General features: G+C 61.6%; 15 protein-coding genes. 9 read left to right on the forward strand and 6 right to left on the reverse strand.

Annotated features, from left to right (window positions below):
• The first annotated feature begins 505 nt into the window (after positions 1 to 505).
• The 3 genes from AC0L2R_RS20425 to AC0L2R_RS20435 all read left to right on the forward strand — a co-directional run bounded on the left by AC0L2R_RS20425 (position 506) and on the right by AC0L2R_RS20435 (position 2,599).
• Positions 506 to 643: a hypothetical protein gene (locus AC0L2R_RS20425; RefSeq protein ID WP_192357996.1), complete on the forward strand. Its 138-nt coding sequence runs from the start codon at positions 506 to 508 to the stop codon at positions 641 to 643.
• A gap of 151 nt (positions 644 to 794) precedes the next feature.
• Positions 795 to 1,973: a patatin-like phospholipase family protein gene (locus tag AC0L2R_RS20430; RefSeq protein ID WP_473511132.1), complete on the forward strand. Its 1,179-nt coding sequence runs from the start codon at positions 795 to 797 to the stop codon at positions 1,971 to 1,973.
• A 263-nt stretch (positions 1,974 to 2,236) separates the two neighbouring features.
• Entirely contained in the window at positions 2,237 to 2,599 is a 363-nt protein-coding gene (locus AC0L2R_RS20435; protein WP_473511134.1) for an SPW repeat protein, read from the forward strand.
• Between the two features lie 335 nt (positions 2,600 to 2,934).
• On the opposite strand, the gene AC0L2R_RS20440 is transcribed toward AC0L2R_RS20435, so the two are convergent.
• Complete coding sequence (locus AC0L2R_RS20440) at positions 2,935 to 3,558, reverse strand: TetR/AcrR family transcriptional regulator C-terminal domain-containing protein (RefSeq protein WP_473511135.1); 624 nt, start codon at positions 3,556 to 3,558, stop codon at positions 2,935 to 2,937.
• An 82-nt stretch (positions 3,559 to 3,640) separates the two neighbouring features.
• Between AC0L2R_RS20440 and AC0L2R_RS20445 the strand changes: the two genes are divergently transcribed.
• From AC0L2R_RS20445 to AC0L2R_RS20470, 6 genes are all read left to right on the forward strand, one after another.
• A complete protein-coding gene (locus AC0L2R_RS20445; protein WP_473511137.1) occupies positions 3,641 to 4,669 on the forward strand; it encodes an HlyD family secretion protein in 1,029 nt (342 codons plus the stop codon).
• Positions 4,666 to 6,393: a DHA2 family efflux MFS transporter permease subunit gene (locus AC0L2R_RS20450; protein WP_473511139.1), complete on the forward strand. Its 1,728-nt coding sequence runs from the start codon at positions 4,666 to 4,668 to the stop codon at positions 6,391 to 6,393. The genes AC0L2R_RS20445 and AC0L2R_RS20450 overlap by 4 nt, the downstream gene beginning before the upstream one ends.
• A gap of 356 nt (positions 6,394 to 6,749) precedes the next feature.
• On the forward strand, positions 6,750 to 10,361 hold the full coding sequence (locus AC0L2R_RS20455; RefSeq protein ID WP_473511141.1) for a PAS domain-containing protein: 3,612 nt from the start codon (positions 6,750 to 6,752) through the stop codon (positions 10,359 to 10,361).
• Positions 10,358 to 11,005, forward strand: coding sequence for a response regulator transcription factor (locus AC0L2R_RS20460; RefSeq protein WP_473511142.1), 648 nt, complete (start codon positions 10,358 to 10,360; stop codon positions 11,003 to 11,005). Before AC0L2R_RS20455 ends, AC0L2R_RS20460 begins: the two co-directional genes overlap by 4 nt.
• Entirely contained in the window at positions 11,002 to 11,391 is a 390-nt protein-coding gene (locus tag AC0L2R_RS20465; protein ID WP_473511143.1) for a response regulator, read from the forward strand. The genes AC0L2R_RS20460 and AC0L2R_RS20465 overlap by 4 nt, the downstream gene beginning before the upstream one ends.
• Positions 11,381 to 12,088 (forward strand): response regulator transcription factor, encoded by a 708-nt coding sequence (locus AC0L2R_RS20470; protein WP_473511214.1) that lies wholly within the window; start codon positions 11,381 to 11,383, stop codon positions 12,086 to 12,088. The genes AC0L2R_RS20465 and AC0L2R_RS20470 overlap by 11 nt, the downstream gene beginning before the upstream one ends.
• A gap of 112 nt (positions 12,089 to 12,200) precedes the next feature.
• Here the strand turns inward: AC0L2R_RS20470 and AC0L2R_RS20475 are convergent, their stop codons facing one another.
• From AC0L2R_RS20475 to AC0L2R_RS20495, 5 genes are all read right to left on the reverse strand, one after another.
• Complete coding sequence (locus tag AC0L2R_RS20475) at positions 12,201 to 12,848, reverse strand: HD domain-containing protein (protein ID WP_473511145.1); 648 nt, start codon at positions 12,846 to 12,848, stop codon at positions 12,201 to 12,203.
• Positions 12,849 to 12,898: 50 nt separating this feature from the next.
• Positions 12,899 to 13,648 (reverse strand): SDR family NAD(P)-dependent oxidoreductase, encoded by a 750-nt coding sequence (locus tag AC0L2R_RS20480; protein WP_236473690.1) that lies wholly within the window; start codon positions 13,646 to 13,648, stop codon positions 12,899 to 12,901.
• Positions 13,635 to 14,279, reverse strand: a complete 645-nt coding sequence (locus AC0L2R_RS20485; protein WP_473511146.1) for a glutathione S-transferase C-terminal domain-containing protein — start codon at positions 14,277 to 14,279, stop codon at positions 13,635 to 13,637. The genes AC0L2R_RS20480 and AC0L2R_RS20485 overlap by 14 nt, the downstream gene beginning before the upstream one ends.
• 49 nt (positions 14,280 to 14,328) lie before the next feature.
• Positions 14,329 to 14,766 (reverse strand): CBS domain-containing protein, encoded by a 438-nt coding sequence (locus AC0L2R_RS20490; RefSeq protein WP_473511148.1) that lies wholly within the window; start codon positions 14,764 to 14,766, stop codon positions 14,329 to 14,331.
• 95 nt (positions 14,767 to 14,861) lie between these two features.
• Positions 14,862 to 15,284: a cupin domain-containing protein gene (locus AC0L2R_RS20495; RefSeq protein WP_473511150.1), complete on the reverse strand. Its 423-nt coding sequence runs from the start codon at positions 15,282 to 15,284 to the stop codon at positions 14,862 to 14,864.
• Positions 15,285 to 15,301: the final 17 nt, after the last annotated feature.

Raw genomic sequence — 15,301 nt, forward strand, 5'->3', positions numbered from 1 at the left:
GAATTGGCTGGGTTCACGCAGTCAGTATCAACCGCGCTTCTGTCACACGTCAATCAGGACCTGCGCCTCACGCGAGGCGGCCGGAGCTTGCTCTGCGTCAGCTATGCCCGCCAATTCGTAGTCTCTACGTCAGGTCTTGCGTACCCGTATCGCGGCGGGCAACGCAACACTACAAAGGGTGATCGGACCTAGCGATTTGAATGGCTGACCTAGACGTCAGTATAGGTGCGTGGACCGTCGGTTCCTGCCCTATGTCATTCACCTTCGGAGCAGGACATCGCCGTCGCGGTGATCGGCTGCTGCGCCCTCAAGCGGCTCCGATGGTCCTGCGACTCGCCATGAAAGCCGCATCGGCACTCCATTTCGTGCACTCGGCGCCTGCCTAGTCGTGCAGTCCCGTGCGCTGGAGTTTTCGTGGATTCCGGGCGTCAGGCGCGCGCCGAGCCACGATCACAGCGGATAGAACTGCGGTCCGCCGACGTCACCGCGGCGGGCGATCTCTACCGTGGTATTGCTCGCCCTCATCCTTGGATCAATCGACTACAGCCGCGCCTTTCACATAGCCTTCTCGATGTGGTTCATCACCGACATCGTGTCGGGCAAAAATGAGGAGCATGCTGTCCCGCATGATGCGTCAGGCTGACGGCGAATATCGTGCTGCCAGCGTTGCGCACGGCTGATGGAAATCAGGCTCTTTGCCGAAAGCGAATTGTTCGACCGAAGCGTCGGAGACCCGCGGCTGTCGGATATGCGAACTACTCCGCGTTCACGAAGCCAAGCACGGGAGATCCAATTTGCGTCCTTTGAAAGTATCGGTGCTCGTTGGGCTGGCAGCACTGGTCGCGACATTGGTTTGGTTCCCGGGTTGCGACACTCGGATCGCCGCCACGGACATACCCCTTGACGCGGCGGAAGCAGAGAAGGCTTCGATCGCCGGCTATGGCGAGATCAGGATATATCGCGACGCTCGGATCGCTGCGGGAGCTGTGCGCGACTGGACGCCGGCAACCGAGCCGGATGGCCTCGATGTCCTCATGATCTCCGGCGGCGGTGCGGCAGGCGCCTTTGGCGTCGGCGTGCTTTCGGCGTGGAGCGAGACCGGGACCCGCCCGCAATTTGATGTAGTCACCGGCGTAAGCACTGGCGCCCTGATCGCGCCATTCGCGTTCCTCGGATCGGCTCATGACGGCACGCTGGTGCATCTCTTTACAAGCGGCGTCGCCGACGATCTTGTCGCAACCAAATTTCCCGTGGGCTTGATCGGATCGAGCTTGCTGAGATCCACGCCAATGAGGCGGATGGTCGAGGAGTTCATCACACAAGCGGTCCTGCAGCAGGTTGCAGCCGAGCATCGCAAAGGCCGCCGCCTCCTGATCCTCACGACGAATCTCGACACCCAGCGGGCCGTCGTATGGAACATGGGCGCCATCGCCAACAGCGGCCGATTGGACGCGCTGAAGCTGTTTCAGGACGTTATGATCGCTTCGGCGAGCATTCCTGGCGTTTATCCGGCGGTCATGATCGAAGCCGAGTCAGGAGGGCGACGCTTCCAGGAAATGCATTCCGATGGAGGGTCGACGTCGCAAGTGTTGATACTTCCGCAGGCAATTCTGGCAAGCACGAACCCTCTCGTGCCGGGGAAACACCAGAGTGTCGATTTTCATGTGATCGTAAACAATGCGCTCATACCGGAATTCGCCACCACGCGGAATCGAACGTTGTCCGTGATCGCAAGAGCGTATTCCATCCTCCTCAAGTCACAGACCCAGAGCGAACTGGCTATCCTCTACAATTATGCCAAACTGACCGGGGCACGTTTCCACCTTGCGACCATTGACGCTCAAGTCCCCTATTCGATGCTCGATCCTTACAACGCCAGCTATATGCAAGCTGTCTATGACCTCGGATACGCCGGGTTGGCGGCTGGCACCCTCTGGAAAGACAGCCCTGTATTCGCCGACAGGCGCCTGTGATCGGCATCCTCAACGCAAGGGTCTGCTCGGCAGGAGCATGTCCGACAGTAAGAAGGCGGGTTTCCTACCCCCAGCAACGCTGTGACCCCAAGCGCTTCGATATTCTCCGCCAGTACCGCGCTCAGCTGCACTAGACCTTAGCATCGCCCGACAGATGCCTGCGTAGAATAGGCTGCTGCGCGGGACCGCGTCATTCTCCTCGCATCGGCCCGCCCCCGACATCGACGGCGTGGTGCGGAGCCGGACTGGAGAAGGAGACGAAGATGACAAATGAAGTACCGAGCAAGGGGTTGGAGTGGACCAACCTCGTTCTGGGCGCAGGTCTGGTCTGCGCTGCCTTCGCGTTCACCGAGATGCCCGCCGCGGCTTGGAACGCGGGGATCGTCGGCGCGCTGATTGCCTGCTGCTCCGCCGTGGCACTCTACCGCTACGGAGCATGGACGGAGTGGTCCAATCTCGGCTTGGGGTGCTGGGGCGTAGCCGCTCCGTTCCTGCTCGGCTTCGGATCGGCGCAGGCGGCGATGTGGACGCACGCCTTGGTTGGGCTTTGCGTAGCGACGATCGCCATCATCCAGCTTTCGAGCGGCCGCAAGGCGCAGATGCTTTCCAGGTCCGACGTCAGATAATTTCATGGAAGGCACCAGGGGACGGCGCCGAACTGTTTCCGCGACCGTCCCCTGGGATGCTTCGGCGCGTTGCGCGTGAAAACCCGCGCCGCAAGCCCGAACCGGCAAGAGAACAGATCATGGACCCCGTGAATTCCGAACCAACACTCGAAGAGATGCTGGACGATCCTATCATCCAGCATCTAATGCGGCGCGACAACGTCTGCGCCGACGATGTGAGGCGAATCGTTCATGAGGCCCGTGAGGCATATCGGCGTCGAGGCCTGCTGGTCGAACGGGGCGCGTCGCTCGACTTTTCGCCAAACGACCCGATGCTGACGGCAACGATTGTCCTTCTACTTCCGGCTGCGTCGAACGCCGTTCAGGAAGATTTCCACAGCAGAAGCAACCGCCTCCCGCGCTTCTTCGTCCGACGGCGGGGGCCGGAGCCCGAGAACGACCTGCAGATGCAGGTTGTCGCGGGTCATGCCTACAAAGTGCCCGGCCAGACGCAAGCAATCGTCCGCCTGGATTTCGCCCCGTTCCCTGGCGGCTTCGAGGACCTCGGCGAGCCGGACCGCGGTCCGTCCTGGCCCCTGTTCGTAGAACGACTTCACGAGGTCGGGGAAGCGGTTGGCCTCGGTAACGGCAATTCGGAAGATTCCGATCAAAGTGGGAGACATGTAGGCGTCCATGGAGTGCCGGCCGAACGCCGTCAGTGTCGCCCGCAGATCGTGGCCTTCTATTTCCTCGATCACCAACGGCGACAGCAGATTGTCTGCGCTTTCCCTCACGATAGCGGAGAACAGGCCCTCCTTGTTGCCGAACTCATTGTAAATGTTGCGTTTCGATCCGCCGGCGCGTTCGATGATCGCGTCGATGCTCGTCGCGGCGTAGCCTTGTTCGAAAAAGACCTCGGCAGCCGCTTGAAGAAGAGCCTCCCGGCGGCCATTGCGCCGTGTGGTCCTTGCAGCAGCCATTCATCCACTCCAGTCCATCCCTTGACTGGTAACAATCATTACCATAAGCGTCAATGGTAACGCCTATTACCGGAGGCCGGTCATGCCGTATAGCAGGAGAAAGACAATCGGGCTGCTGCTGTGCCTCTCAGCCGTGGTCGCCCTTGGCGCAGGATGGGCTTGGGCCCGTTCGGATGACACGTCGACCGACAACGCGTACGTCCGCGGGGATGTGACAGGGCTTGCGCCGAAGATCGCGGGCTACGTCACCACAGTAGAGGTTCGGGACAACCAGGCCGTCCGGGCGGGTGACGTCCTGTTCCGCATCGACGACCGCGACTACCGCGCGCGGCTCGCGCAGGCTGTGGCCAATGTCGAAGCCGCTCAGGCGCGCCTTGGCAATGTCGACGCCGAAGTCCAGCTTCAGCATGCCCTCATCAGGCAGGCCGAAGCCCAGACGCGTTCGGCCGAGGCCGAGCTGAACCTCGCGACCAAGGCGTCCGGCCGCCGCCGCGAACTTATTCGTACCCACGCCGTAAGCCAGGCCGAGGTCGACGAAAGCGATGCCGCGCGGTCGAGGGCCGAAGCGGCCGTGGCGGCGGCATCGGCAGCACTGGAGGCACAGCGGCAGCGCATCGCCGTGCTCGACGCCCAGCGCGAAGCCGCCGTTGCCGCGGTAGCGCAGGCCCGGGCCGCGGAGGAACTCACTCAAATCGACCTCGACAACGCCGTGGTTCGCGCGCCGGTAGACGGCGTCGTCGGCAACCGCCAGGTTCGCATCGGCCGGCTTGTGGCGCCGGGTGCCTCTCTGCTCGATATTGTTCCGGTCAATGATCTGTGGGTCGTGGCGAACTTCAAGGAAACTCAGATTAAACATATCCAGCCCGGTCAACACGTCCGCATCACCATCGATGGCTACCCAAACGAGGCGTTTGAAGGAATGGTGGACAGCTTTGCGCCCGGCAGTGGGTCTGCCTTCAGTTTGCTCCCCGCAGACAATGCGACAGGAAACTTCGTTCGCGTCGTTCAGCGCGTTCCGGTCAAGATCCGATTCATCGGCAATCCGCTGCCCGGTCGCCTCGTGCCCGGCCTGTCCGCGCGTGTCGAGATTGATCGCGGTAGAGACTCATGACCGCAGTGGTCATCGCCATCCCGGACCGCAACCGACCAGCAACAGGAGCCCTTCTCGTCGCGGGCATAATACTCGCCACTCTGACAGAGGCGATCGCCAGCACAGTCCTGTCGCTCGGGCGTGGCGATATCATCGGCGACACCCATGCAACTCCCGATGAGTTCGCCTGGCTGGATGTGGGATATACCGCTTCGAAGCTGATCGGGTTCATGGCCGCCGCCTGGCTGATGAACCGCGCCAGTCCACGCTGTCTGATCGTCGGCTCGACCATAGCCATGGGCGCAGCCTGCGCCCTTGCCGCCATCACAACGCAACTGGATCTGCTGGTTGTGCTCCGCGTAATGCAAGGCTTCTCCGGAGGCGTCCTGCTCGTCGCGGGGCAGACGATCATTTTTCTCGCTTATCCGCGACGCCACCAGCCGATCCTTCAGGCCCTGTTCGCAATCGGTTCGGTCGTTGCCCCGGCGACGATCGCCCCAGCCTTTGAGGGCTGGTTGCTCGACAGCCAGTCGTGGATGTGGATCTTCTTCAGCGTCGTCCCGGTGGCGCTGGCGGCCGCCGGATTCTTGCTGCTCGCGGACTGCCCGGCGCCCGTCAAAGCCGGACCTCGCCCGTTCGATTGGCTTGGCTTCTCGCTCCTCTCGACCGCACTGTTCTGCTTCACATACGTGCTCGGCCAAGGCAGCCGATGGGACTGGTTCGAAGAACGTCAAATCGCCTGCCTAACGGTGGTCGGCACGGCCACTCTGCTGGCATTTCTCGGCCAACAAATGATCGTCAAAGGTCAGGGCCTGCTGGACTTCACCCCGTTCCGGTCAGACGATTTTTCGTTCGCCTTCATCGTCAGTTTCGTCGCCGGCGCCGCCTTGTTCGGGAGCGCGTTCCTGATCCCTTCGTTCGCCGTGTCCGTCCTTGCGTTCACGCCAACCGACGCCGGCCTGCTCCTGTTGCCGAGCGGCGCACTTTTCATCGGCGCGCTCCTCATCGCTGCTTTCCTCATGCAGGTCCGCCGCATTCCTCCAATCGCCACGGTGCCCTTTGGAATCCTTATGATCATGGTTGCGATGTGGATGCTGTCCGGTTCGACCATCGAAAGCGGCGCGGACGACATGATGCCAGCCATTCTGTTGCGTGGCCTCGGCCTCGGCTTTCTGTTCCTGTCGATCACTCTCATCGCTTTCGGCAAGCTCAACCACCAAAACCTCGCATCCGGCGTAGGCCTCTTCAATACGGGTCGCCAGCTCGGTGGCCTCATGGGTGTCGCCTGGCTGCAGACATTGATCGAGAATAACGTCGCCGCCAATGTCGCGGTGCTCGGCGCCAACGTCACCGCGGGCATTCCCGCGGTCAGCGAGCGTCTGGCAACGACGACAGCCATGCTCGCGGCAAAAGGAATGGATCCCGTGGCAACTGGCCGGGCAGCGACGAGCCTGCTGGGCGGAGCGGTCGCCGGTCAGTCCACAGTGATCGCCTTCGACACCGCGTTCAACGCAGTCGCGCTGCTGTTCGTGGTTGCCGCGCCCGTGCTGGTCACGATCAAGATCGGCCTCGCCCGATACATGAGAAAGCGCACGGAACAGTCGTCCCTGGCGCTGAGCGCGATTCCGATGCCGATCGCGCCGACGCCCGACATAACCCCGAGCTTGCCGCCTTCTACCTTGGCCTCGAACGCCCTTGTCGAAGGGAGTCAGAGGCAGATGGAAGACGCGAAGTTGCCAGCGTGACAAACGCCCCTGGAAAGATTCTCGCCAGCCATGTCGTGGATGCCCGCAGTACGGTGTGACCGATTGGCAGCCATAACATGGCAGGGGCTCATGCCGGGACACGCCGCGCCGAGCCATCATGCGAGAGCCATGTCGCCACTCGGCTGGTCTAGCCAGTATCATCCTGAGGGCTAGGTCAGGTACGCTTCGGCCACGCCTCATGGATTTCCATGAGGTGCAGTCGGGGGGGCGCCGAATTAGGGTGGGCCATGAGTTCGCCAGCCGAGATCATGAGTTCGCCAGCCCAGATATCGCGGAGACGTGCTACACGCAGCGTTGACAATCCCCAGCCCTTCTTTGCCCGGCAGGAGAAACCGATGATGTCCGTCTGGTCGCGCCCGCAATTCCTTCATCTGGGGCTATTTTTTGCGGCATATGTCTTGGGCTGCGGGTTCGCCCAGGCGCTGGCAATCGTCCCCGGAATAACGGTTTCCATTTGGCCTCCGGGCGGCGTTTTCATCGCGACGCTCATCCTCACCTCGCCTTACAGTTGGCCGTGGTGGATACTGGCGGGTTGCCTGGCGGAGATGTTCGCGCAGTTCGTGTGGTTCCACAGCCCGCTGCCTGCGGGCTTTCTGATCTATGTCGGCAACGCCCTTGGCGCGGCTGTCGGCGCAACGCTTGTGAATCGGGCATGCGGGCGTCCGGTTCGGCTTGAAACTTTGCAGGAAGTTCTCGCATTCGTCTTGCTAGGCGCTGGAGTGGCGCCGCTCGTCAGCGCGACGGTTGGAAGCGCGACGCTTGCGTGGTTTGGCATAGCATCGCAAACTTTCACGGCGGTATGGCCGCTGTTTTGGATTGGCGACGCCACCGGAATCCTGCTCGTAGCGCCACCGGCGCTGGTCGTGATCCAGTATTGGCGCAGCAAGACCCAACTCCCTCCCGCACAGCGGGTGGAAGCCGGCGTCCTGGGTCTGATCTTCCTGGGAGTTGCCGCGCTTTCCTTGAGCGACGTCTACCTGCCCACCCCCTACATCATCATGCCGCCCCTTCTTTGGGCAGCGGCGCGCTTCGAGTTCAGAGGCGCCGCCGTCGCCTTGACGCTCCTCGCCCTGATCACGATGGCACTGACGATATCTGGAGACAGCCAGTTTGTCGGCGCTCCCGAGTTCCAGAGGGAAAGGCAGGTCATGCTGCAGCTTTTCCTGGCAATCTCGGCATTTTCGGCGCTCATCGTAGCGGCCATATCTCGGCAGCGTCAGCTGGCGCTGGTCACATCGCGCGACCGGGAGCGGGAGCTTTCGCAGCTTGTCGATATGGTTCCAAGCCACGTCTGGCGTCTCGCGCCCGACGGCGAGCCGATTTTCTTCAACAAGCGCATGGTCGATTTTCTCGGCCTGGACGTGGCGGATACGATCAAGCCGGGCATGAGTCGCATGACGGCGATGATAGAGGCCGGCGTCCATCCGGACGACAGAGCAGCGTTCTCGGACACGCTCCGCCATTGTCTCGCCACCGGCGAAGTCCTTGCGATGCGATATCGCTTGCGCCGTCAAGACGGGATCTACCGCTGGATGTCGAGCCGCGCCGAGCCGATGAGGGACCAGGACGGGAGCATCGTCCAGTGGTACGGGCTCTGTCACGACATAGACGATCAGATGCATGCCGAAGAGGCGCTGCGGCGGAGCGAGCGGCAGCTTCAGGAGACGATCGATGCCGTACCTGTCCGGATCTGGAGCGCAAAGCCCACGGGCGGGCCGGTCTACTTCAACAAGCGCTACCAGGATCATTTCCGCTCCGTGATCGCGGATTTCGAAGCTCTCGGGGAGCCGCGCATCGAGCAACTGCTGCAGGAGCTGATCCATCCCGAAGATGCTCCCGAGGTACAGAACACCCTGCGGAATTGCTTCGAAACCGGTGGCATGTCCACGATGCGATTTCGTTGGCGCGAACAGCACGGCGCGTACCGCTGGGCGGAGTGCAGGGTAGAGCCTCGGCGTAACGAAGACGGTGAGGTCGCGGAATGGTACGGCGTTTCGCTCGACGTCGACGAAGAGGTGCGTGCGCAGCAAGCCTTGCGCGACAGGGAGCGCGAGCTCTCGCAGCTCGTAAATATGGTTCCCGTCCATATCAGGCGTCTGACGCCGAAAGGCGAGCCGACCTTCTTCAACAAGCGCTTGCTCGACTTCTTCGGCTTGAATGACCTGGCCCAACTGGACAAGCCGGACATGAGCCGACTGGCGGCAGCCATAACGACCCTCGTCCATCCGGAAGATGCCGCACGTCTGCTGGAGACCGTCCGCCACTCCTTCGCCACCGGGGAGCCTTACTCCATGAAGTACCGCATGCGTCATGCGGATGGCGCGTATCGCTGGGTGGACGGCCGCGGGGAACCGGTGCGAGACCAAAGCGGCGCGATCATGCAATGGTATGCCATTTCCATTGACATAGACGATGAGATGCGCGCGCAAGAAGCGCTGCGCGACCGGGAACGTCAGCTTCAACAGCTCATCGACACCGTGCCCGTGCAGATCTGGTGCGTCACGCCTGGCGGAGACCCTGCATATATCAACAAAACGATGATGGACTATATCGGCCTGAAGCTGGATGATTTTGATGCCGACGGAGGCCTGCCCAGTGCGATCCGGACCATCGTCCATCCGGAAGACAGGGCCTCTTTGCTGCAGGCCTTGACCCATTCCTTCAGCACGGGCGAACCGTTCGAGCTGAAGTTTCGAAACCGCCGGTGGGATGGTTCATACCGCTGGACGGAGGGGCGTGCTGAACCACTCCGTGACGAGAGCGGCCGCATCATCCGGTGGTTCGGCGCCAACGTCGATATCCATGATTTCGTGACTTCTCAGGAAGCGCTGCAAGAGCGGGAGCGCTTCCTCTGGCAACTCGTTGAAACGCTGCCGGCAATGATCGATTGCGCGGCGCCGGATGGCGAGCCGGTCTATCGTAGCCAACAGCTCCGCGAGTTCCTGGGGTATGAGCTTGAGCTATTGGACGGCACCGGAAAGTCCCGGCTGGCCGGCACCCTTGACGCCGGTGTGCATCCCGACGACTTGGCGGGCGTCAAGGGAGGATATGCTCATTCATTGTCCACCGGCGAGCCCTATGCGCGCAGGCACCGCCTGCGGCGGTTCGACGGCGAGTATCGCTGGGTCGAGACACGCGCCGCGCCGATGCGCGATACCGAAGGGACCATCGTGCAGTGGAATGTCATCTGCCTCGATGTTGAAAATGAGGTTCGGGCGGAGGAAGAGCTGCGGCTGGCCCAAGAGCGCCTTGCACGAGCGAGTCAGGCCGCGAGCCTTGCTGAGCTCTCTGCTTCCATCGCGCACGAAGTGAACCAGCCGCTGGCGGCCGTGGTGGCGAACTCGCATGCCTGCCAGCGATGGCTTATGGCTGAGCCGCCAAATCTCGAGCGTGCGCAGAAGACAGTGGAGCGCATTATTCGTGACGCAAATGCGGCCGCCGACGTCGTGAGTCGCATCCGCGCTCTGTTCAAACAATCCGGCGAGGCAAGGAGTTCTACGGCGCTCAGTGGCGTTATCGCCGAGGCGCGCAACCTCATGGCCGAGGAAGCGGCGCGGCGGCGCGTCCGCATGGATATCGACGTCGAAAGCGACCTGCCGCTCGTCGCGCTGGACCGCGTACACATCCAGCAGGTTCTGGTGAACCTCATTCGCAACGGCATGGATGCCATGGACGCCGTTACGGGCGACCGGGTTCTTGAGGTCCGTGCGCGCCGCGTAGGCGATGTGGTTCAGACGGAGATCAGCGATCGTGGCGCGGGGATCGAGTTTCCCGACAAGATATTCGAACCGTTCTTCACGACGAAGGGGAACGGAATGGGCATGGGGCTCGCGATCTGCCGTTCGATCGTCGAATCGCACGGCGGACGCCTGTGGGCGGAGAAGAACGAACCAAAGGGGGCGACGTTCGTCTTCACCTTGCCGATTGAAGTGAAAGCGGCGCCATGACCACAGATGACCATATCGTCTTCATCGTGGACGACGATGCGCGCCTGCGGGAGGCGTTGAGCGAGCTGCTGGATTCGCACGGTATCCGCGCCGCTGCGTTCGGATCGGCCAGCGAGTACATCGGTGCAAACAAGCCGGACATCCCGGCATGCCTCATCCTCGACGTCGAGCTGCCCGATATCAACGGCCTGGATCTACAGAGGCAGATATCAAAGGGAGATCATCCGCCCATCGTTTTCATAACAGGGCACGGCGACATCCCGTCCTCCGTCCAGGCGATCAAGCATGGCGCCGTGGACTTTCTCACCAAGCCTTTCAGTGATGCGGATCTCATGGCTTCAATCCAGGCGGCGCTCACCGAGGATCGGGAAAGGAGGTCCGCGCGTGCTGAACTGGTCGCGCTGAAGCAACGCCATCTCGACCTGACGCCGCGCGAACGCGAGGTGCTGCCGCTCGTGGTGAGCGGCCTTCTCAACAAACAGGCAGCCGCTGAACTCGGAATCAGCGAGGTCACGCTGCAGATCCATAGAAGGAATGTGATGCAGAAAATGGCGGCGTCATCGCTCGCCGATCTCGTGCGTATCGCGCAGCGACTGGAGATACCGATCACCCACTCGCGCCGAGCGGGAGGGAACCGGGCGTGACCAAGGAAAGACCTGTCGTGGCCGTTGTCGATGACGATCCAAGGCTACTCGAGTCGCTGGAGGATCTGCTGGAGTCCGCCGGCTATGCGGCCCGCAGCTTCTCGTCAGCGCAATCATTGCTCATCAGCGGGCTGTCCGGCCTTGACGTGCTCATAACCGACATCGGGATGCCCGGCATGGACGGCTTCGAACTTTGTGATTTGGTGAAGAAGGTGCGTCCGGACCTGCCGGTGTTCCTGATCACCGGCCGCCATGAGATTGCCGATGCGGACAGAGCCCAAGGCGTCAGCGGGTGCTTCCGTAAGCCCTTCGATGCGCAGGACATGCTGGCAACCATCGGCAATGCATTACGCAAATCGAAAAATGGAGGTGAACATGAGAGTTGAGCAGCTGCCGCACTTACGGAGATCGGCGCCGTCGTCATCGCAGCGCAGGAGCGACGCGGAGCAGCCCCTCGTTATCATTGTGGATGACGATGCGTCTGTTCAGGAGGCGCTGTCGGAATTGATACTCTCCGCCGGGTTCCAGCATGTCTGTTTCAGCTCGACGCGCGAATTGCTCGATGCCGACGTACTGGATAGCGCCGGTTGTCTGATCCTCGATGTGCGCATGCCGGGAGCGAGCGGTCTCGATCTGCAGCGGCATCTGGCCCAAAGCGGCAATCCCAAGCCAGTCATTTTCCTGACCGGGCATGGCGACATTCCGATGACCGTCCAGGCGATGAAGGCCGGGGCTGTGGATTTTCTCACCAAGCCGGTGCGGGACCAAACGCTGCTTGACGCTGTTATTGCGGGCATTGCGATGGATGCCGCGCTGCGGGCGGAAGCTGCGGTCGTCAAGCGCAATGTCGAACGCTTTGAGACGCTAACGCCACGCGAGCGGGAGGTTCTTTGTCAGGTTGCGCGGGGACGCCTCAACAAGCAGATCGCCTTCGACCTCGGCATTAGTGAGGTGACGGTAAAGCTGCACCGCGGCAACGTCATGCGCAAGATGGAGGCCGCTTCCATCGGTGAGTTGATCCGGGAATGGGAAACTCTGCCCGCGCCGATGCGCGAGGTCGGCGGGGCCAGGACAGCGGCATGAAACAGTTCCGGCAGCGGCTCACCGGAAGGGCACGAGTCGCCGGCCACGGGCGAAGGTAGACAGCCGAATTCGCCGGGTGCGACGAATCCGGACAATCCGGCTCCAGCCGTATTCAACCTTCAAATGGCGCGTTCGACACGAGATCGACGGAAGAAGGAGCTCGGTATCCAGATACATAGCGTTCACCGAAATCCCGGACGAAATTGTCGTAGGTCGTTTCCGGCCTGGTCTCGGCGATGTGACAGAAGCACCGGGTCATGCGACGCTTCATCTTGAGCCGCGGGAATTCCTCGACGATCCTTGCGATCTCCGCTGCAGGGACAAGCTCGTATTGCAGGCCGATCACATCCAGGCAGATGCCGGCAGTACAGAGCGCCACCTCCGCCTCCTTGTAGAGGCCTATCGACGGTGTCGAGTTTAGGGCGACGCTGTCCCAGATCAGCTGGGCTCGGCGCTCGTCGACACCGCCTTGCTGTGCGAAGATCCGGGCTAAATCGGCGCCTTCGACTTCGAAGCGGCGCGGGCCGTTAAAACGCTCGTTGAGCGTGATGTCATGCAACAGCGTCCCCAGGGCGACGACTTCCGCATCGTGATCGATGTTCCGAAGCTGTCCAATCCGCGCCGCGAATAGCCAAGAACGGACGACATGATTGAACAGATAGGATTCGCATTCGTGCCGGGCATAGTCGAGGGCCTGTTGCACAAGCGGCGTATCGGGAACCAAAACCCCTCCAAGGATTCGACGGCTGGCTCGGTTCATGTCTATAGTCTCCTCGGCGATTTTTGACCGGCTGTTCGTCGGCACGTGCGTCATGTGAGGCCAAGGCCCCCATCCACGGCGATTACCTGCCCGGTCACCCACTCGGACGCCGAATCGGTGAGATGCACGATCCACCTGGCTACGTCGTCCGGACTGCCACGTCGTTTGAGCGGTATCTGCTCTCGCTCCGCTTCCTCGATAACCGCTGCATGTTCCGGAGAGAGCCCCATCATACCCGTCAGTGCTCCCGATTCGGTTGGACCGGCAGCGATGGCGTTGACCCGCACTCCCTGTGGCGCGAGTTCGAGCGCCCAGCAGCGCGTCAGGTGTTCGAGCGCAGCCTTGCTGGCGGCGTAATGGGACAGACCCGCCGCGGGCTTGTGACCGAACGTGCTCGATATGTTTATGATCGCTCCCTTCGCCGCCGTCAGATGCGGAAGGGCTGCCGACGCCAGCAGGCTTGGGCCAACGACGTTCACCGCGAAGATGTCCGTGATCCGCTCAGCGGCAGCATCGCCCAGAGGCAAGAGAGCGCCAGCGCCGGCATTGTTTACGAGGATGTCCAGACGTCCCCATGTGTCGATTGCCTTCGCAATGGTGCGAGGGGCATCCTCGGGCTTCGCAGCGTCGGCGACGAGGCTCGTTATATTCGGGTGCTCAGCAGCCGCTTCCTCCACCATTGCTGGGCGGCGTCCTGTGATGAGGACCTTTGCACCTTGCCTGGCAAAACTCAGGGCAGCGGCGCGGCCGATGCCGGAGCTTCCTCCGGTGATGATGACAACCTTGTTATCCAGTGACATGATCGCACTCTTCACGCGTGTGAGCATTCGCATCACTGTCTATCAATGAGATCAGGCCCTCTTGCCGCATGGCGGCTTGCACTGCCGGACGGCTCGCCATGCGGCGACGCAATGCAACGAATGGCGGGGGAATGCCGACATCAAAGCGCTCGGCCCACAAGAGCATCACGAACAGATAGAAATCCGCGACGCTGGGCGTTGCGCCAAACAGGTAGTTGCCCGCAAGCCTCCCCGAAAGTATGTCCAGCAGCTTGGAGATCGTCGCTCTTGCCTGCGCCTTTTGGGTTTCGCTGCTGGCATGCCACATCGGCTTGAAGCTGCGGTGCACCTCGGTCGAGATGAAAACCAGCGCTTCTAACACGCGCGTGCGGCCAAGGTTTCCTGGAATACCGAGCGTTGGATACTCCGTAGCGAGCCAATCGAGGACGGCGATGTTCTCGGTGAGGATTTCTCCGCTGTCCAGCACCAGCGCCGGAACGTAGCCCTTTCGCGTTACATCGTTGAAATCGGCCCCCGATGCCGTCCGCTTGGTCTTCAGGTTGACGCTCTCCCGCTCGAATGGCGCGCCAGCTTCGAGTAGGGCGATGTGATCGGCCAAACTGCACGCAAGCGGGCTGTAGTATAGTTTCATGTTCACGATCCTTTTCGGGATATGCCTGGAGGAGGCGCGGCAAAAACCGTTAGCGGTAGCCGACGCCAGCGACATAATTGAAGAGCATCCGCTCCTGCATTTCTTCCTGCTCGAACAACACTTTCATCGCGTCGCGTATGTCCAGTATGCCGAGAGGCCTGGCGCCGACGTCGATTACCGGAATGTTCTGCAGGCTTCGCGCCGCCATGGTCTGCCATACGTCATGGACATCGTCCTGCGGACTGCACGAGACGATGGACCTGCTCATCAGGTCGGACACTGGCGGTGTCTTGGACGCCGTGCCGGTGAGATGGCGCACGAGATCGGATTTGCTGAGCACACCCTCCGTGCCTCCGCCTGCATTGCATACCACAACGAGGCCGATGCCAGGCCTGGACAGTGAAAGGGCGGCCGCTTGCACCGTTGCATCCAAGTCGATCACGGCCAGGCGCGACGACGTGAAGGCATGCAGTTTGTCGATGAGCATTGCGCCGTCCTTGGTTGCGCGCCGTTCCACCGAGCGCTTCAAACGCAACGGCGGCGCGGCGCTTTCCTGTTCAAACAGGGCGATAGATTCCGACCTCATTCTTCGTAGGGGAGCACAAGTTCGGTTTCGCTGGTGTCGACGATGAAGACGGCCAGCAGCCGGGCGGGGTCAGTCGCGCTGGCATTCTGGCTGACGCGGTGACGATCGCCGGGATATTCGGACCAGCTCTCGCCGGCGCGATAGGTGACCACCGGGCCATCATTGACCTGACTCTTGATCGTCCCTTCGAGAACCGTGGCGTAGATGAAAGCAGATTTGGGATGGAGATGCGCGGGCGAGTTGCCGCCTGGCTCATAGTCGACAAGCACACCTCTCATGCTCTTGCCGGGCACGTTCGGAAGCGGCTGATCATAAACGAGCTTCACGTTTTTGAAAGCGCCAGCCGTATTGTCGGCCAGCGCGGCGGTGGCGATGAACGCCGCGAGAGCGGCGGTGCTGTAGAGTATGCTCCGGATCATTTGTCTGACTCCAGTTT

The organism is Mesorhizobium sp. WSM4820 (assembly GCF_055811075.1).